The sequence below is a fragment of the Halorubrum sp. 2020YC2 genome (genome assembly GCF_018623055.1).
Lineage (GTDB): Archaea > Halobacteriota > Halobacteria > Halobacteriales > Haloferacaceae > Halorubrum.
In genome coordinates, this window is sequence record NZ_CP076019.1 from 1,787,443 (window position 1) to 1,804,399 (window position 16,957).

Below are 16,957 nucleotides of genomic sequence, written 5' to 3' on the forward strand. Positions count from 1 at the left end.
TCGGTGATTAGACATCGATATTGATAATTTGAGGTCGGAACGCCGAACGGGCGTCGCGTTCGACCCCGGGTGCGCGCGGTCGAACTGGACGGTCGGGAGGATCGACCCGCGACCCCGCCCGACCGCCCCATCCGAAACCACTATCCCCGATCCGGCGGATCGTTCGATATGGACTGGCCACACGACCCCGACGGCGAGCAGGGGAGCGAGGGCATGCGGCAGTACGGCCACGCCGTGCTCGCGAAGAAGATCGACGAGGAGGAGGACTTCCCGCTCACGGCGGCGGAGTACGTCGAGCAGTACGGCGACCACCCGATCCGGATCGACTACGAGACGGTCGTCTCCGTCGAGGAGATCTTCGAGCACGTCGAACAGGAGGAGTTCGCGGACTTCGTCGAGTTCCATCAGGAACTCGGCCGGGCGATGCGCGAGAACGGCTACTGGTTCTACGAGGGCGCCGACCAGTTCGTCGACGGCAGCGCTTGATACGCGTTTTTTGAGTTCGGTGTGGTTCTTTTAGACGAAGCTCTAGCCGATCACTTATAAATGGCTGCTGACAGATCGACGGCAAGCACCGCCAAAGCCCCAGCCGCTTACTTATAAATGACTGACCGTGGATCGGCGGTGACTTCCTCCAAAGCCCCAGCCGGGAGGCGGGCGCACGCTCGCTGCGCTCCTCGTCACTCGCTTCGCTCGTTCCTGCGGTGCTTACGTCGCCTGCGCCCGCCTCCCGGCTGCCCCTTTGAGTCCCGCCCCGCACAGCGACCGCACCGCACCTCACGCCTCCCCAGCCTCGTCAGCCGGCCTCCGCTTCGCTCCGGCCGGCTGACTCCCTCGCGCGTGCTGTCTCGCGCCCGATGGGCGCTCGCAGGCACGCGCCACCGCACAGCGTTTATTTATAAATGCCGCAGCGATGGTCGGGGTCTCGTCAGATGGAATCGGTACGGTCGAGCCGACCCCTCGACCAGCCCTCGACTCTTTTAAGAACTCCCGGAGCGAGCGACCCACCATGGACCACGAGCGGATCGCCGTCCTCGCCCACGAGAAGTTCCCCGACCGCGCGAAGACCGCGCTCGGCGTGATGCGCTACGGCGACCAAGACGTCCGGGCCGTCCTCGACCGCGACCGCGCCGGCGACCGAGTGAGCGACCACGTCCCGGACATCGCGGACGCGCCGATCGTCGCGTCGTTCGCGGACGCGCACGCGGCCGCCGACGGCGACCTCGACGCGCTCTACGTCGGGATCGCGCCGATCGGCGGCGGCTTCGACGAGTCGTGGCGGTCGGACGTCGAGGCCGCGGTCGAGGCCGGCTGCGACGTGGTGAGTGGCCTCCACTACTTCTTGAACGAGGACGAGACGCTGGCCGCGCTGGCCGACGAGCACGGCGTCGACCTCGTCGATGTCCGCAAGCCCGACGACGACCTCACGGTCGCGACCGGGGCGTCCGGCGACGTCGACGCCGACGTAGTGTGTACGGTCGGCACCGACTGCTCGGTCGGGAAGATGACCGCCTCGCTGGAGGTCGTCGCGGCCGCCCGCGAACGCGGGATCGACGCCGCGTTCGTCCCGACGGGACAGACCGGGATCATGATCGCCGGCTGGGGGAACCCGATCGACCGCGTCGTCTCCGACTTCGCCGCGGGCGCGGTCGAGGAGATGCTCGTCGAGGCCGGCGACGACCGCGACCTCCTCGTCGTCGAGGGGCAGGGGAGCATCGTCCACCCCGCCTACTCCGCGGTCACCTGCGGCATCCTCCACGGCTCGATGGCGGACGGTCTCGTCCTCTGTCACGCCGCGGGCCGCGAGGTCGTTCACGGCTACGAGTCGTTCGACCTCCCGCCCCTCGACGACTACGTCGACCTCTACGAGGGACTCGCGGGGGCGGTCCACGAGACGGGCGTCGTCGCCGGCGCGCTCAACACGAAGGACGTGGCCGACGACGCGGCCGCCGCGGACGCCGTGGCCGACTTCGGCAGCGAGATCGGAGCCCCGGCCGCCGACCCGGTCCGGGACGGCGCGGACCGGATCGTGGACGGAATCGTCGACGCGGGGCTCGGCGGCGAATGAGCCTCGAAACCGGGTTCGAACGGGTCTCGCTGCCGCTGGCGAACCCGTTCACCATCTCGCGGGGGACCCAGACGGCGGCCGAGAACGTGGTCGTCCGCGTGACCGACGACGCGGGGATGACCGGGGTCGGGGGCGCGGCCCCCTCGGCGCACTACGGCGAGACGGCCGACACCGTCGAGGCGGTGCTGCCGGACCTGCTCGACGCGGTCGAGCGCGTCGGTGACCCCCACGCGCTCCACGCGGTCGAGGCCGAGCTACGAGGGGTCGTGAACGGCAACCCCGCCGCCCGCTGTGCCGTCTCGGTCGCCGTCCACGACCTCGCGGCCAAGCGGCTCGGTGTCCCCCTCTACCGCCTGTGGGGACTCGACCCGAGCGACGCGCCGAAGACGTCGTTCACGGTCGGCCTCGACGAGACGGACCGCGTGCGGGAGAAGGCGGTCGACGCCGTCGAGGCGGGCCACTCCGTGCTGAAGATCAAGCTCGGGACCGACCGCGACCGAGAGCTGATCGACGCGGTCCGCGACGCCGCGCCCGACGCGCGGCTCCGCGTCGACGCCAACGAGGCGTGGACGCCGAAGGAGGCGGTGGCGAAGAGCGCGTGGCTGGCCGACCGCGACGTGGAGTTCGTCGAACAGCCCGTCTCCGCCGACGATCCGGAGGGGCTCCGATACGTCTACGAGCGCTCCGAGCTACCGATCGCCGCCGACGAGTCCTGCGTGACCGCGGCGGACGTGCCGGCGATAGCCGACCGCTGTGACGTCGCGAACCTGAAGCTGATGAAGACCGGCGGCCTGCTGGAGGCGCGGCGGCTGATCGCCGCCGCGCGGGCGCACGGGCTGGAGGTGATGTGCGGCTGTATGGTCGAGTCGAACGCCTCCATCGCGGCGGCCGCGCAGCTCGCGCCCCTGTTGGACTACGCCGACATCGACGGCTCGCTGCTGCTCGCGGAGGACCCGTACGAGGGCGTCGACCTCACGGACGGAGCGATACGACTCGACGAGCAGGACCTCGCGGGGACCGGCGCGCGCCCGGCGTCGGAGTGAGCGGTCGGGGTCGGGGGTGGGGACACGTGGAGGCGGTGGGGACCGCGGGGACCGAACCCGGACCGGGACGGGGCTCAGTTCCGCGGTTCGTCGGCCTCGGACTCCGACTCCTCTAACTCGACGTCGAGCTCCTCGTCGAGGTCGGCGTCCCCGGAGCCGCCGTTGCCGTCGAGGTCGGCCTCCAGGTCGGCGCCGTCTATCTCCGCCTCGATGTCGGCAAGCTCGTCGTCGACTTCCTCGTCGCTGACGTCGGCGTCGCCGCTCGACGACTCGCCTTTGCCGAGTTCGCCTTTGAGCGTCTCCAGCTCGGCGTCGACCTCGCTGTTCGTCGACAGCCCCTCCAGCTCGCGGTCGATGCTGTCCTTGTCGGAGAGCGCGTCCTCGAAGGCGCCGGAGTCTTCCAGCTCGTCCATCGCCTCCGAGCGCGCCTCCATCTCCTCGGTCCGCTCCTCGGCGCGTTCGATCGAGCGGCTCACGTCCTCCATCTCGTCGCCGACGCCGGTCATCGCCTCCGAGACGCGAGTGGACGCCTCCGCGGCCTCGTAGCGGGCCTTCATCGTCTCCTTCTTCGTGCGGAACTCCTCGATGCGGTTCTGGAGCTTGTTCTTCTTCTCGACGAGCTGGTCCTGCGTGTCGTTCAGCTTCGCTATCTGACCCTCCAACTCCTCGATCTGGGTCATCTTCGACTTCTTCTTTTCGAGCGCCTTCCGCGCGAGGTCGTCGCGGTCCTGCTGGACCGCCTCGCGGGCCTGCCGGTTGTGCTTCTCGACGTTCTCTTCGAGCTTGCGCTTCTGGATCTCCAGACGCTTCTTCTGGGTCGTCAGGTCGGCGATCCCCTGTTTGACGTCCTGAAGCTCGTCGCGCATCTGTTCGTACGAGTAGTCGAGCGATTCGGTCGGGTCTTCCGCCCGGTTGAGGAGGGCGTTCACCTTCGAACGGATGACGTAGGAGGCGCGCGAGAGGATTCCCATACCACGTCGTACGCGTTCCACCCGTTAAAACCTCATGCGGTTCGTCGGCGGAACGGGCGGTTCGCGGCGGGAGCGAGGGCCGCGGCGGCGCTTCCTGAACACTTATTCGCGGTGTGGCCGTACGACCGCGCATGGATATCGGCGTGCTAACAGTTCCCTTAGGCGGCGAAGCGATCGACGACGCGGCCGCGTACCTCGACGGTCTCGGCGTCGACGCCGTCGAACTCGGCGTCGGTGGGTGGCCCGACGAGGACCACGTCGACCGCGAGACGCTCCTCAACGACGAGGGCGCGCGCGAAACCCTCCGAGCGCTGCTCGACGACCACGGCCTGCGGATCTCCGCGCTGGCGACGCACAACAATCCGCTTCATCCCGACGAGGAGCGGGCCGCCGCGGCCGACCGCGAACTGCGCGAGGCGATCGAGTTGGCCGACCTGCTCGGCGTCGACGCCGTGACTTGCTTCTCCGGGCTTCCCGCGGGCGCGCCCGGCGACTCGACGCCGAACTGGGTCACGGCGCCGTGGCCGGCCGAACACGCCGACGCGCTCGACTACCAGTGGGACGAGGTCGCGGTCCCGTACTGGACGGAGCTGGCGGCCCACGCCGAGCGTCACGGCGTCGACGTGGCGATCGAGATGCACCCGAACATGCTGGTGTACGAGCCGACCGGGCTACTCGCGCTCCGCGAGGCGACGAACGACCGGATCGGCGCCAACTTCGACCCCTCGCACCTCTACTGGCAGGGGATCGACGTGACCGAGGCGATCCGCTTCCTGGGCGAGCAAGACGCGATCCACCACGTCCACGCCAAGGACACGAGGGTGTACGAGGCGAACGCCCGGGTGAAGGGCGTCCTCGACACGACGGGCTACGCCGAGGAGGCCGACCGCTCGTGGCTGTTCCGTTCGATCGGCTACGGCCACGGCGAAGAGCACTGGAAGGACGTGGTCTCGACGCTCCGGATGGTCGGCTACGAGGGCGCGCTGTCGATCGAACACGAGGACTCGCTCACCTCCGCGCGAGAGGGGTTAGAGAAGGCCGTCGACGTGCTGGAGCGCGCGGTCTTCGAGACGGAACCGGGCGACGCGTACTGGGCGGAATGAGATGACGACCGCGGACCACGGACAATGACCGACGAACCGCTGAAGATCGGCGTGCTGGGGTATCGATTCATGGGCAAGGCGCACGCGAACGCGATGGCGCGGCTCCCGATGTTCTTCCCGGACGCGCCCGAAATCGAGCGACACACGCTCGTCGGGCGCGACGAGGAAGCCCTCGCGGACGCGGCCGAGCGGTTCGGCTTCGCGCACGCCGCGACGGACTGGGAGGCCGCGCTCGACGAGGTGGACGTCTTCTACAACCTCGGACCGAACCACGTCCACGCGGAGCCGTCGATCGCGGCCCTCGAGGCGGGGATTCCCGTCCTCTGTGAGAAACCGCTCGCGCCGACGCTGGAGGAGGCCGCGGCCATGCGCGACGCCGCGGCCGCGGCGGACGTGCCGGCCGGAACCGCGTTCAACTACCGGTTCGTCCCGGCGATCCGGTACGCGAAGGGGCTGATCGAGGACGGCGAGTTGGGCGAGATCCGGCAGGTCCGCGGGCGGTACCTCCAAGACTGGCTCGTCGACCCCGAGGCGCCGTGGGCGTGGCGGATGGACGCCGAGATGGCCGGCTCCGGCGCCCTCGGTGACTTGGGCGCGCACACGATCGACCTCGCGAACTTCCTCGTCGGGGACGCCGTCGGCGGGATCGACCGCGTCTCGGGGCAGTTGACGACGTTCGTCGACGAGCGCCCCGTCTACGACGACGAGGGAGAGGTCGCGGAGTACCGCGACGTGACGGTCGACGACGCCTACTCCGCGCAGGTCGCCTACGAGTCGGGCGCGACCGGGAGCTTCGAGGCCAGTCGCGTCGCGGAGGGGCACAAGAACGACCACACGGTCGCGGTCCACGGGACGGGGGGGAGCCTGACGTTCTCTCTGGAGCGGCTCAACGAACTGGAGGTGCTCCGCGAGGGGAACCGCGGCTACGAGACGGTGTTAGTCACCGAGGAGACGGATCCCTACGTCGACCGCTGGTGGCCGCCCGGTCACGTGATCGGCTGGGAGCACACGTTCGTGCACGAGGGCTACGAGTTCCTCTCGGCGGTCGCGGAGGGGGGGTCGTTCGAGCCGTCGTTCGCGGACGGCTACGAGGTCCAGCGCGTGCTCGCGGCGATCGAACAGGCGGACGAGCGCGGCGAGCGGGTCGCCGTCGAGTGAGCGCCCGCGGCGGAGGGGAGTGAGTCGGGTCGCCCGCCCGCTCCGCTTCAGACGCCGACGCCGCCGCCCGGCGTGCTGCCGCCGTTCTCCTCACTCCACTCCTCGATGGCGGAGTCCTCGCCGTCGTAGCTGCCGAGCGTCTCGCGGGTGTCGAACGCGACCGGCTCCCAGACGACCTCGAAGTTCTCGTTGCCGGTGGCGTTGGGAACGGGCACCCGGTCGCCCGGCCGGACGACGCCCTCGCCGGGCCACGCGCCGAACTGGACGTTGCCGTCCGGGTCCTCGCCGCGGACGTACAGCTCCTCCGCGGGGACCGGTTCGGGACCGAGCGCGACGACGACGAGCGAGCCGTTCTCCTGTTGCCCCTCGAACTCGGCGTCCGGCGGGGCGACGCCGTCGATGAGCCCGAACACCGCCGCGCCGACGATCGCCAGCAGCAGCACGACGATCCCGACGAGCAGTCCCGTGCCCGCCAGCGGGGTGAACCCTCGCTCGTCGTTCCGGAACGCGACCATTCAAGCATCACTCAGACGGCGGCAATATAAGTCTTTCCGCGCCGCGTATCAGCGCTGATAAGATCCGAGAGCGCCGGGGACCGGACGCGCGGGCCGAGGCGCCGCCTCGGACCCCCGGACCGAACCGGAAACGGGTTATTTCGCGCGACCGAACTCCGACCGTGACGTTCCGGATCGACGGTTCGACGGGCGGGCGCCCCCGCGGGCTTCGCGGCATCGCGCGCACCTGGGCGGCGGTGCTCGTTCGGCCGCGGCAGGCGTTCGCGAACGGCATCACGCCCGGCGATCAGGCGCCCGCGCTGACGTTCGCGGTCGCGGTCGCCGCGGCGTTCACGCTCGGGCTGATCGCGACGGACCCCGCCGCGATCCCCGGCGTCGTCCCTTCCTCTCCGGCGTTGACGGCGCTCGTCGTCTTCGTCGTCGTCGTGGTGGTCGGGCTGCCGGTCGGCCTCCACCTGACCGCCGCGGTCGCGACCGTCTCGGTCGTGGTCGCGAGCGTCGAGGTCGCGGACGGACGCTTCGCGCTGCGCGACCGCGGGGGCGTGAGCGAGACCGTTCAGGCCGTCGCGTACGCCAGTTCCCCGATGGCGCTGGCCGGCCCGGCGATTCCGGAGTTGCGAGTCGTCTGCGGCGCGTACGCCGCGGTGCTTCTGTTCGTCGGGCTCCGGGCGGTCCACGGACTTGGACCGGTCCGAACGGTCGTGGCCGCGCTCCCGCCGGCCGCGCTCGGCTACGGCGTGGGGTACCGCGCCGTGGCCGCGGCGCGGACGCTGTTCGGCGCGTGACGCGTCGGCGCCTCGTCGCGGCCCCAGCGGGCTTTCGACAACCGTTTTAGGCCCGAGACTCTCGGTGTATTCAAATGGGATCCTGTATCATCTGTGGCACCGACGTCGGGGGCGGTCGCGTCTGCGATTCGCACCAGGAAGACGTCGTGTTCGACTTCCGCGGCAACTCCCCCGACGACCTAGTTCCGAGCCGGTTCTACCGGGGCGTCGTCGACGGGTACGCCGAGTTCGGCGTGTTCGTCGACCTCGCGCCGGGCGTCACCGGACTGCTCCACCGCTCAGAGCTGGACCGCCGCCTCGACAGCCTCGACTGGGAGCCGGGCGACGACGTGTTCGTCCAGGTGAAGGGCGTCCGCGACAACGGCAACGTCGACCTCGGCTGGTCGATCCGACAGGCCGACCGCGAATTCCGCGGCGTCCTCGTGCAGGAGTCCGCCGGCGAACACCTCCCGGACGAGGAGGCGAGCGAGGGCGACGAATCCGAGGAGGCGACAGACGAGGGGGCGACAGACGAGGTTCAACCCGACGAATCGACCGAAGAGGACGGGGACGAAGAGCGGTCTGACGACGCGGTCGAGTCCGAGGCGCCCGCCGGCGACAACGTCGTCGAGTCCGATGCCGACCCCGACCCGAGCGGTGAGACGATGTCCGGCGAGGTCGCGCAGGCCGACGAAAGCGAGGCCGAGGCGACCGACGACGACGGGGAGCCCGGCGACGTCGACGCGGCGTCCGCCTCCGGCGACGACGCGGTCGGCGGCTCCGACGAGGAGCCCGAGCGCGTGTCGATCGCGACCCTCGAAGACGCGATAGGCGAGTCGGTCCGGATCGAGGGCGAGGTCGTCGGCGTCCGCCAGACCGGCGGGCCGACGGTGTTCGAGGTCAGCGACGAGACGGGCGCGGTCGACGTGGCCGCGTTCGTCGAACCGGGCGTCCGAGCGCACCCGGACGTCGAGGTTGGCGACGCGGTACGGGTCGACGGCGAGGTCGAGAGCCACCGCGGCGACGTTCAGGTGGAGTCAGAGGCGCTCGTCCTCCTCGACGGCGAGGGGGCCGAGACGGTCCGCCGCCGGATCGCGGAGGCGCTCACCGACGAGGCCCGCCCCGAGGGGCTTCAGCCGCTGGGCGGCGACGAGACGGTCGCGGCGCTCGCGGACGGCCTCCTCGACGCGGCCGAGGCGGTCCGCCGCGCGGTCCTCGAGTCGCGACCGATCGTCGTCCGTCACCCGGCGACGGCCGACGGCTACGTCGCGGGCGCCGCGGTCGAGCGCGCCGTCCTCCCGCTGATCCGCGACGAGCACGCGAAGAGCGACGCGGAGTACCACTACTTCACCCGCCGTCCGCTCGACGAGCCGGTGTACGGGATGGACGCGGCCACCAACGACGCGACCCGGATGCTCCAAGACCGGGACCGCCACGATGAGAAGCTCCCACTCTTCCTGCTCGTCGGCGCCGGTTCGACGACCGAGTCCGCCGACGGCATCGACCTGCTGTCGGTGTACGGGGTCGACGCGGTCGTCGTCGACGCCGCGGTCGCGGACCCAGAGGCCCGGGACGCGGTCGACACGCTCGTCTCGCCGGAGCTGGCCGACGGCGACGGCGACGAGACGCTCTCGACAGGCGCGCTCGTCGCCTCGCTGGCGTCCGCGATCAACGACGAGGTCCGCGCCGACCTCCGGCACCTGCCGGCCGTGAGCTACTGGGCGGACGTCCCCGAGCGGTACGTCGACCTCGCGCGCGACGCGGGTTACGACGCCGAGCGCGTCGCGGAGCTCCGCGAGGCGGTCGCGCTGGAGGCGTACTACCAGTCGTATCAGGACAAACGCGAACTGATCGCGGATCTCCTGTTCTCGGACGACGGGAACCTCGCGGCGCACGTCTCCGAGCAGTTCAGAGAGAAGCTGGAGACCGAAATCGAGACTGCGGACGCGAACGTGGTGACCGAGGCGGTCGACGGCGTCGAGTTCGCGCTACTCGACACCGACGGCTACACGCACCGCTACGACTTCCCGCCGACGGCGCTCATCTTGGACGACCTCCACCGCCGGCGCGCCGACGGCGAGCCGTTCGCGACGGTCGGGGTCGGCACCGACGAACTGTACGTCCGAACGACCGCGGACGTCTCCGTCCGCGACGTGGCCGAGCGCGCGGCCGAGATCGCGCCGAAGGCGGACATCGCCATCGCGGGCGTCCGTGAGGGGAAGATCGAGTTCCTCTCGGGCGAGCGCGACGCCGTCGAGGACGCCGTCGTCGCCGCCGTCGCAGAGGCGTTCTGAGGCGGCCGCTCGTCGCGGGAGTTCGAGGGACGACCCCGAGCGGACCTCTCCTCCGCTCCGCAAGGGTATGCGCTGTAGTTTTATTTCACTCGCGGTTGAGAACTGGCGGGAATCGAACCGGCCGGTGGATTCTTGCTGGTGTGTGACACTCCCTCAGACTGGTGTCACAAGATGGCTACACGACCCTCGGAACGAACGCTCCGCGCGGAGCTGCTCGGCCGTAACGTGGACTTCAGCTACTCGGAGACGTGGCTCGCGTACTCGATGCTCGGCCTCCGAGTCGTGATGGCGTGGGTGTTCCTCCAAGCCGGGTTAGAGAAGCTGTTCGAGGGGGGGTTGGCCGACCCCCTCGCGTGGAGTTCCGTCGGGTTCCTCCAGAACGCGATCGCCGACGCCAACCCGCTTCAGGGGCTGTTCCTCTTTTTCGCGGACTTCGCCGCGATCATCGACCCGATGGTGGTGTTCGGACAGATCCTGATCGGGCTGGCCCTGCTCTTCGGCGTCCTCTTCCGGTTCGCGGCGCTGATGGGCGCGATCATGATGTCGATGTTCTGGACCGCGGCCTGGCAGGGCGGGCTCACCGACGGGTTCCCGGTCGCGCACGGCTACTTCGTCGACAGCTCGCTCGTGTACATGCTGATCCTGTTCGGGCTGGGCGCGTGGGGCGCCGGCCGGATCGTCGGGGTCGACCGAGCGCTAGAGGAGACGGAACTGGTCGAGAACGCCCCGTGGCTGCGGTTCCTGCTCGGGTGAGGAGTCGGCGGCGACCCGCTGCGAGATTTTTGCCGTCGGTCGGTGCCCGCCCAGTCACCGGCGTGTGAACGGTCCGGGCGGGAGGATGAGGTCGTCGAGTTCGGGTCGCTGTTTCACGTTGAACACGACCGACAGCTCGTCGGTCAGGGGGTAACCGTTACAGGAGAGCCGGAACCCCCGCTCCGCGAGGTCGTCGGGCATGATGTGGTCGGTGGGCTGCGAGAGCTCCCCCTCCGCGAGGTACACCGCGCAGTTCGCGCAGGCGCCGCCGCGACACGAGAAGGGCCACGCGAAGCCGCTGCGCTCGGCCGCCTCCAGCAGGCTCTCGTCGGGGTGGACGAGCAGCCGACCGTGGGCGTCGGGGCCGAGGTCGGCGTGGGCGGCCTTCCGGAACAGCTCGTCGTCGTCGAGCGACCAGCCGTAGTCGACGATGGCCTCGTAGTCGAGGAACTCCACGCGGGTCGAGCGCGGCTCCCGCGCGTCGCCCCCCTGAGAGAGGTCGACGTCCGCCGGGTCGACCTCGTCGTCGCCCCCGTCGCCGTCTCCGTCGCGCTCCGACAGCTCTCGGTAGGCGCGGCGGACCAGCTGGAACTCCTCGGTCGAACCCCCCTGGTCGGGGTGGGCGCGCTTCACGCGCTCGCGGTAGGCCCGTTCGACCGCGTCGTCGTCGGCGTCCTCGTCGACGTCCAACACCTCGAACGGGGAGACCATCCGGTTACCTACCGTACGCGCGTGAGGCACATAAACTGCCCAGAAGTCGGCAGGCGGATCACGGGGCGAGCCGGCGGGCGGCCGGACCGCCGCGGACCGGTCAGCGTTTAAGAGCGCCGCGCCCCAGAGACCGGTAATGGGAAACGCCGACCTGCGCGACCTCGCGTCGATCCGCGACGTCTCCTTCGCGGAGATCGAGGGGAGCGTCGTCGCCGTCGACGCGCACAACTGGCTGTACCGCTACCTCACGACGACGGTGAAGTGGACCTCGGACGAGAAGTACACCACCGCCGACGGCGTCGAGGTGGCGAACCTGATCGGCGTCGTCCAGGGGCTCCCGAAGTTCTTCGAGCACGACCTGATCCCCGTGATGGTGTTCGACGGCGCCGTCACCGACCTGAAGGCCGACGAGGTGGCGGAGCGCCGCGAGAAGCGCGAGGCGGCCGAGGAGCGGCGGGCGGCCGCGGAGGATCGCGGCGACGCGGTCGAGGCCGCGCGCTTAGAGGCCCGGACCCAGCGGCTCACGGACACGATACAGGAGACGACCCGCGAGCTGCTGGAACTGCTCGACGTGCCGGTCGTCGAGGCGCCCGCGGAGGGGGAAGCCCAGTGCGCGCACATGGCCGCGACCGGGACCGTCGACCACGCGGGTAGCGAGGACTACGACACCCTCCTGTTCGGCGCGACGACGACGCTCCGTCAGCTGACGAGCAAGGGCGACCCCGAAATGATGGACCTCGCGGCGACGCTTTCGGACCTCGACCTCGACCGGCAGGGGCTCGTCGACGTCGCGATGCTCTGCGGCACCGATTTCAACGAGGGCGTCCGCGGGATCGGCCCGAAGACCGCGGTGACGGAGGTACGGGAACACGGTGATTTGTGGAGCGTCTTGGAAGCCCGAGACGCCGAAATCCCGAACGCGGCGGCGATCCGAGAGCTGTTCATGGACCCGCCCGCGGAGGACGTCGCGGTCGACGCCGACGTGAACCCGGACGTCGAGGCCGCCCGCGAGTACGTCGTCGACGAGTGGGGGGTCGCCGCCGACGAGGTCGAGCGGGGGTTCGAGCGCGTCGCGGAGTCGCAGGTCCAGACCGGGCTGGACCGGTGGACCTGACGGGGGCGGACCGCCGGACCCGACTGGCCACGACCGGCGGACCTGACCGGACGCGACCGACCGGGTTCCGCCGGGCGTCCGTCGGCGCAACGGCCGCGAACACACCTTTTATTTCCTCGTCGTGGAAAGGGTGAAACACACGTGTCGCGGACCGCCTTTCGACCGGAGACGCCGCCCGCAGCCGCCCGGCGAGCCGGATCCGCTGCCGGCGCCGACTGCGCGGCTCCCGCGGGCGGGGACCCGGGCGGCCCGCGGCGACCCTGACCAATGAGCTTCGACGTTCCCGACGACAGACGGTACTTGGAATCGCACGAGTGGGCGACGACCGGCGGCGAGGCCGTCCGGATCGGCGTCTCCGACTTCGCGCAGGACGAGCTTGGCGACGTGGTGTTCGTCGAGCTCCCCGAGGTCGGCGGCGAGGTCACCGCCGGGGAGGCGTTCGGCGTCGTCGAGTCGATCAAGGCCGTCTCGGACCTGTACGCGCCCGTCTCTGGCGAGGTCGTCGCGGTCAACGAAGAGCTGTTCGACCGCCCGGAACTGGTCAACGAGGACCCGTACGGCGACGGGTGGATGCTCGAGGTCGAACCCGTCGAGGGCGGCGACGCCGACGGGCTGCTCGACGCCGACGCGTACGACGACCAGATCGCCTGACAGCGCGGACGCGGCCGGCGCGATACCGACCGCGACCGTCCGACCGACTGCGGACACCGACCGTCCGACCGACTGCGGACACCGAACTCGACCGCCCGACCCGACCATGACAACGCCACGTTCCGACCGACGAGCCGCGAACCGAGAACCGAACGACGACCGAGCGACGGCTCGGGGACCCGAGGGAGAGACCAGATGAGCCGGGCGAACGGCACCCCGTACGCGCCCCACACCGACGAGGAGACCGCGGCGATGCTGGCCGCGATCGGCGTCGACGACGAGGAGGCGCTGTTCGACATCCCCGAGTCGGTCGCCTTCGACGGCGACTTCGGTATCGAACCGCGCACCGAACGCGAGATCCGCGACGAGTGCGCCCGGATCTTGGACCGCAACGACGACCTCACGGAGTTCCTCGGCCGGGGGCACTACGGCCACTACGTGCCGAGCGTCGTCGACCACCTCGCGGACCGCGCGGAGTTCCTCACGAGCTACACCCAGTACCAGCCGGAGGTGTCGCAGGGGTTCCTCCAGGCCCTCTTCGAGTACCAGTCGATGCTGGTCGAGCTGACCGGATTAGACGTCGCGAACTGCTCGATGTACGACGCCGCGACCGCGCTCGGGGAGGCCGCGACGCTTGCGGACCGCGTCCGCTCGACGTCCGGCGACGTCGTCCTCGTCCCGGAACAGCTCCGCGAGGGGAAGCGGGCGGTGCTGGAGAACTACTGCGCCGGCGCCGACCTCGCCGTCGAGACGTACCCGATGGCCGACGGCACCGCGGACGTCGACGCGCTCGCGGAGCGCGCCGGCGACGACGTGGTGATGGTGTACGCCGAGAGCCCGACCGTCCGCGGCTGCCTCGAGGAGCGGCTCGCGGCGATCGGTGAGACGGCGGCCGAGACCGACGCGCTGTTCGCGCTCGGCTCGGACGTGGTCGCGCTGTCGGTGCTCGAATCGCCGGAAGCGGTCGGCGCCGACGTCGTGGTCGGGGAGGCCGGCGCGCTCGGCCTGCCGACCAGCTACGGGATGGGGCTGGGGATCTTCGCCTGCCGCGACGACTTCCTCCGGCAGGTCCCCGGCCGGCTCGTCGGCGCGAGCGAGGACGCGGACGGCGACCGCGCGTACACGCTCACGCTCCAGACCCGCGAGCAGCACATCCGCAAGGAGCGGGCCACCTCGAACATCTGTACGAACCAGGCGTGGGTCGCGCTCCGCGCGGCGATCCACGCGGCGACGCTCGGCCCGGACGGCCTCGTCGACCTCGCGAACGACTGCGTCCGCGAGGCGGAGGCGCTGGCGGCGCGGATCGACGACCTCTCCGGCGCGGCCGCGCCCGTCCACGACCGTCACCACTTCCGCGAGTTCGCGGTGCGGGTCGACCAGCCGGCGGCGCCGGTCGCCGAGGACTTGGAGGCCGAGGGGTTCGCGGTCCACGCGATCGACGAGCACCTGCTTCAGGTGTGCGTCACCGACCTGAACGCCGGGCGGACCGACGGTCTCGTCGAGGCCTTGGAGGGGGTGCTGTAGATGATCCACGATCAGGCGAACTACGAGCGGGACGGAGAGGGCGTCCGCGAGCCGCTGCTCTCGGAGAAGGGCCAGGAGACGGTCGACGTGCGAGAGGACTCCCCGCTGCCGGACGACCTGACGCGCGAGGAGCTGACGCTGCCGAACCCCTCGGAGCCGGAGACGGCGCGCCACTACACCCGGCTCTCGCAGATGAACTGGGCGATCGACGCGGGCCCGTACCCGCTGGGGAGTTGTACGATGAAGTACAACCCCAAGTTCACCGAGGACGTCGCGGCCGACCCGAGCGCCGCGGTCCACCCGGACCGGTCCACGCGCTCGGCGCAGGGGATCTTAGAGCTGCAGTACCGGCTTCAAGAGGTCCTCGCGGACGTCGGCGGGATGGACGCCGTCACGCTCCAGCCGCCAGCGGGCGCCGCCGGGGAGCTGACGGGGATCCTCGTCGCGAAGGCGTACCACGAACACCACGGCAACGACCGCTCGGAGGTCGTGATCCCGGCGTCGGCGCACGGGACCAACTTCGCGACGGCCGCGACCGCCGGCTACGACGTGGTCGAGCTCCCCTCCGGCGAGGACGGCCGCGTCGACTTAGAGGCCCTGGAGGCGGCCGTGGGCGACGACACCGCCGCGCTCATGCTCACGAACCCGAACACGGTCGGCCTCTTCGAGCGCGACATCACCGAGATAGCCGACATCGTCCACGACGCGGGCGGACTGCTGTACTACGACGGCGCGAACCTCAACGCGCTGCTCGGTCGCGGCCGCCCCGGCGACATGGGGTTCGACGTGATGCACTACAACGTCCACAAGACGTTCGCGACGCCTCACGGCGGCGGCGGTCCCGGCGCCGGCCCGGTCGGCGTCGTCGACGAGCTGGCGCCGTTCCTGCCGACGCCTCGGGTGCGCGAGGCCGAGGAGGGCGCCGGATACGAGCGCTTCGATCCGGCCCACACGATCGGGAAGGTCCACGGCTTCGCCGGCAACTGGCTCGTGTTGATCAAGGCGTACGCGTACATCGCCCGCCTCGGCGACGAGGGGCTCGCGGACGCGGCCGCGAAGGCCGTCCTCAACGCGAACTACCTCGCGGAGCGGCTCGACTTGGACGTGCCGCACGGTCCCTTCCACCACGAGTTCGCGGCGACCGCGGGCGACCGCGACGCGGCCGACGTCGCCAAGCGGATGCTCGACTTCGGCGTCCACCCGCCGACGACGAAGTGGCCGGAGATGGTGCCGGAGGCGATGCTGACGGAGCCGACGGAGATCGAGGGGCAGTCCTCGCTCGACGACCTCGCTGAGGCGTTCAACCTCGCGTACGCCGACACCGACGAGGCGCTCGACTCCGCGCCGAACCGGACCGCCGCCTCTCGGATCGATCAGGTCGCCGCCGCGCGCGACCCGCGGCTCTCGTGGCAGGCGCTCGACGGGGAGTAGCCCGGGAGGTCGCTCGGTCGCGTCAGGGTTCGGTCGCGGCCGACCGGACCGGCTCCTGCCCGTTGCGGTCGTTCGCGTCGAGTTCGTCGACGCCGTCGCCGTCGTCGGTCTCGTCGGGAGCGGCGGTGTCCGGGCCGGACCCCTCGACGGTCGCGGTCTCCTCGGAGGACGACTCGAACGATCCCGCGCCGTCGACGAACCGCCGCATCACCCGTCCCTCGGCGCGGTGGAGCGTCTCGCTACACGTCGACTTCGCGATGCCGTTCGCCTCGGCCAGCTCCGTGAGCGTACATCGGCGCGGCGTGTCGTAGTACCCGGAGCGGACCGCCTCGAAGACGAGTTCCCGCTGCGCCTCCGTGAGCGTCCGGTCCGGGTCGTCGCCGCCGGTCGCGGCGACGCCGACCGTCACCCCGTCGCCGGCGAGCCGGCGCCCGAACGCCTCGATACGGTCCCGGTCTCCGACCACGGTCACGGTCGCGCGGCCGTCGACGACCTCGACCGTCGACTCGATCGGCAGGCCGACCGCCCGCGCCGCCGGGAGGTACGCGGGGGTCCGGGCGACCACGCGGAGCGTGCGGACCTCGCCGCGGCGCTCGACGGCCGTCGCGCGGATCACCCGGTCGTGCTCCCGGAGCGCGTCCCCGACCCGGTCCCGATCCGTGCCCGCGACGAGGACGGTCGCGACCACCGTCGCGCCGTCTCCGGCCGCGTCCGGGCCGTCGACGGGGACCGGGCCGTCGCCGTCGACCGCGATCGTTTCGTCGACTCGGAGCGTCGCGGCGGGGACGGTCCGCGAGACGTCCCCGAGCCACGACCCGGCCGGGAGGTCGAGCCGTAGTGCGGTCCGACTCATCGCT

16 protein-coding genes are annotated in these 16,957 nt (G+C 70.8%); 12 read left to right on the plus strand and 4 right to left on the minus strand.

Features of this window, described 5'->3' with window-relative positions:
- The first annotated feature begins 168 nt into the window (after positions 1 to 168).
- From KI388_RS08850 to KI388_RS08860, 3 genes are all read left to right on the plus strand, one after another.
- Entirely contained in the window at positions 169 to 486 is a 318-nt protein-coding gene (locus KI388_RS08850) for a DUF5785 family protein (RefSeq protein ID WP_215086295.1), read from the plus strand.
- Between the two features lie 523 nt (positions 487 to 1,009).
- A complete protein-coding gene (locus KI388_RS08855) occupies positions 1,010 to 2,068 on the plus strand; it encodes a DUF1611 domain-containing protein (protein WP_215086296.1) in 1,059 nt (352 codons plus the stop codon).
- Complete coding sequence (locus KI388_RS08860) at positions 2,065 to 3,111, plus strand: dipeptide epimerase (RefSeq protein WP_215086297.1); 1,047 nt, start codon at positions 2,065 to 2,067, stop codon at positions 3,109 to 3,111. The genes KI388_RS08855 and KI388_RS08860 overlap by 4 nt, the downstream gene beginning before the upstream one ends.
- Before the next feature lie 74 nt (positions 3,112 to 3,185).
- Here KI388_RS08860 and KI388_RS08865 read toward each other — a convergent pair whose 3' ends face one another.
- Entirely contained in the window at positions 3,186 to 4,082 is an 897-nt protein-coding gene (locus KI388_RS08865) for a PspA/IM30 family protein (protein WP_215086298.1), read from the minus strand.
- 131 nt (positions 4,083 to 4,213) lie between these two features.
- Between KI388_RS08865 and KI388_RS08870 the strand changes: the two genes are divergently transcribed.
- The gene (locus tag KI388_RS08870; RefSeq protein ID WP_215086299.1) at positions 4,214 to 5,185 is read left to right on the plus strand and encodes a sugar phosphate isomerase/epimerase; all 972 of its coding nucleotides are present in this window, start codon (positions 4,214 to 4,216) and stop codon (positions 5,183 to 5,185) included.
- 24 nt (positions 5,186 to 5,209) lie between these two features.
- Positions 5,210 to 6,343, plus strand: a complete 1,134-nt coding sequence (locus KI388_RS08875) for a Gfo/Idh/MocA family oxidoreductase (protein ID WP_215086300.1) — start codon at positions 5,210 to 5,212, stop codon at positions 6,341 to 6,343.
- Positions 6,344 to 6,390: 47 nt separating this feature from the next.
- Here the strand turns inward: KI388_RS08875 and KI388_RS08880 are convergent, their stop codons facing one another.
- Positions 6,391 to 6,858 carry a type IV pilin gene (locus tag KI388_RS08880; protein ID WP_215086301.1) on the minus strand — a complete coding sequence of 156 codons (468 nt, stop codon included), beginning with the start codon at positions 6,856 to 6,858 and terminating at the stop codon, positions 6,391 to 6,393.
- Positions 6,859 to 7,031: 173 nt separating this feature from the next.
- Here KI388_RS08880 and KI388_RS08885 point away from each other — a divergent pair, with 173 nt between their 5' ends.
- The 3 genes from KI388_RS08885 (at position 7,032) to KI388_RS08895 (ending at position 10,669) form a co-directional block, all read left to right on the plus strand.
- On the plus strand, positions 7,032 to 7,643 hold the full coding sequence (locus tag KI388_RS08885) for a YIP1 family protein (protein WP_215088770.1): 612 nt from the start codon (positions 7,032 to 7,034) through the stop codon (positions 7,641 to 7,643).
- 74 nt (positions 7,644 to 7,717) lie between these two features.
- Positions 7,718 to 9,916: an OB-fold nucleic acid binding domain-containing protein gene (locus KI388_RS08890; RefSeq protein WP_215086302.1), complete on the plus strand. Its 2,199-nt coding sequence runs from the start codon at positions 7,718 to 7,720 to the stop codon at positions 9,914 to 9,916.
- Positions 9,917 to 10,087: 171 nt separating this feature from the next.
- Positions 10,088 to 10,669, plus strand: coding sequence for a DoxX family protein (locus tag KI388_RS08895; RefSeq protein ID WP_215086303.1), 582 nt, complete (start codon positions 10,088 to 10,090; stop codon positions 10,667 to 10,669).
- 54 nt (positions 10,670 to 10,723) lie between these two features.
- On the opposite strand, the gene fer is transcribed toward KI388_RS08895, so the two are convergent.
- A complete protein-coding gene (gene fer / locus KI388_RS08900) occupies positions 10,724 to 11,380 on the minus strand; it encodes a ferredoxin Fer (protein WP_215086304.1) in 657 nt (218 codons plus the stop codon).
- Positions 11,381 to 11,516: 136 nt separating this feature from the next.
- Here fer and fen point away from each other — a divergent pair, with 136 nt between their 5' ends.
- The 4 genes from fen (at position 11,517) to gcvPB (ending at position 16,100) form a co-directional block, all read left to right on the plus strand.
- On the plus strand, positions 11,517 to 12,494 hold the full coding sequence (fen, locus tag KI388_RS08905) for a flap endonuclease-1 (protein WP_215086305.1): 978 nt from the start codon (positions 11,517 to 11,519) through the stop codon (positions 12,492 to 12,494).
- A gap of 267 nt (positions 12,495 to 12,761) precedes the next feature.
- The gene (gcvH, locus tag KI388_RS08910; RefSeq protein ID WP_215086306.1) at positions 12,762 to 13,145 is read left to right on the plus strand and encodes a glycine cleavage system protein GcvH; all 384 of its coding nucleotides are present in this window, start codon (positions 12,762 to 12,764) and stop codon (positions 13,143 to 13,145) included.
- A gap of 195 nt (positions 13,146 to 13,340) precedes the next feature.
- Positions 13,341 to 14,669, plus strand: a complete 1,329-nt coding sequence (gcvPA, locus tag KI388_RS08915; protein WP_215086307.1) for an aminomethyl-transferring glycine dehydrogenase subunit GcvPA — start codon at positions 13,341 to 13,343, stop codon at positions 14,667 to 14,669.
- Entirely contained in the window at positions 14,670 to 16,100 is a 1,431-nt protein-coding gene (gene gcvPB, locus KI388_RS08920; protein WP_215086308.1) for an aminomethyl-transferring glycine dehydrogenase subunit GcvPB, read from the plus strand.
- A 22-nt stretch (positions 16,101 to 16,122) separates the two neighbouring features.
- Here the strand turns inward: gcvPB and KI388_RS08925 are convergent, their stop codons facing one another.
- On the minus strand, positions 16,123 to 16,953 hold the full coding sequence (locus KI388_RS08925) for a helix-turn-helix domain-containing protein (protein WP_215086309.1): 831 nt from the start codon (positions 16,951 to 16,953) through the stop codon (positions 16,123 to 16,125).
- Positions 16,954 to 16,957: the final 4 nt, after the last annotated feature.

Bases quoted from the DNA above. Each gene is read 5' to 3' on its own strand.
- KI388_RS08850 (WP_215086295.1), top strand. From the start codon at position 169: ATGGACTGGCCACACGACCCCGACGGCGAGCAGGGGAGCGAGGGCATG.
- KI388_RS08855 (WP_215086296.1), top strand. From the start codon at position 1,010: ATGGACCACGAGCGGATCGCCGTCCTCGCCCACGAGAAGTTCCCCGAC.
- KI388_RS08860 (WP_215086297.1), top strand. From the start codon at position 2,065: ATGAGCCTCGAAACCGGGTTCGAACGGGTCTCGCTGCCGCTGGCGAAC.
- KI388_RS08865 (WP_215086298.1), bottom strand. From the start codon at position 4,082: ATGGGAATCCTCTCGCGCGCCTCCTACGTCATCCGTTCGAAGGTGAAC.
- KI388_RS08870 (WP_215086299.1), top strand. From the start codon at position 4,214: ATGGATATCGGCGTGCTAACAGTTCCCTTAGGCGGCGAAGCGATCGAC.
- KI388_RS08875 (WP_215086300.1), top strand. From the start codon at position 5,210: ATGACCGACGAACCGCTGAAGATCGGCGTGCTGGGGTATCGATTCATG.
- KI388_RS08880 (WP_215086301.1), bottom strand. From the start codon at position 6,858: ATGGTCGCGTTCCGGAACGACGAGCGAGGGTTCACCCCGCTGGCGGGC.
- KI388_RS08890 (WP_215086302.1), top strand. From the start codon at position 7,718: ATGGGATCCTGTATCATCTGTGGCACCGACGTCGGGGGCGGTCGCGTC.
- KI388_RS08895 (WP_215086303.1), top strand. From the start codon at position 10,088: ATGGCTACACGACCCTCGGAACGAACGCTCCGCGCGGAGCTGCTCGGC.
- fer (WP_215086304.1), bottom strand. From the start codon at position 11,380: ATGGTCTCCCCGTTCGAGGTGTTGGACGTCGACGAGGACGCCGACGAC.
- fen (WP_215086305.1), top strand. From the start codon at position 11,517: ATGGGAAACGCCGACCTGCGCGACCTCGCGTCGATCCGCGACGTCTCC.
- gcvH (WP_215086306.1), top strand. From the start codon at position 12,762: ATGAGCTTCGACGTTCCCGACGACAGACGGTACTTGGAATCGCACGAG.
- gcvPA (WP_215086307.1), top strand. From the start codon at position 13,341: ATGAGCCGGGCGAACGGCACCCCGTACGCGCCCCACACCGACGAGGAG.
- gcvPB (WP_215086308.1), top strand. From the start codon at position 14,670: ATGATCCACGATCAGGCGAACTACGAGCGGGACGGAGAGGGCGTCCGC.
- KI388_RS08925 (WP_215086309.1), bottom strand. From the start codon at position 16,953: ATGAGTCGGACCGCACTACGGCTCGACCTCCCGGCCGGGTCGTGGCTC.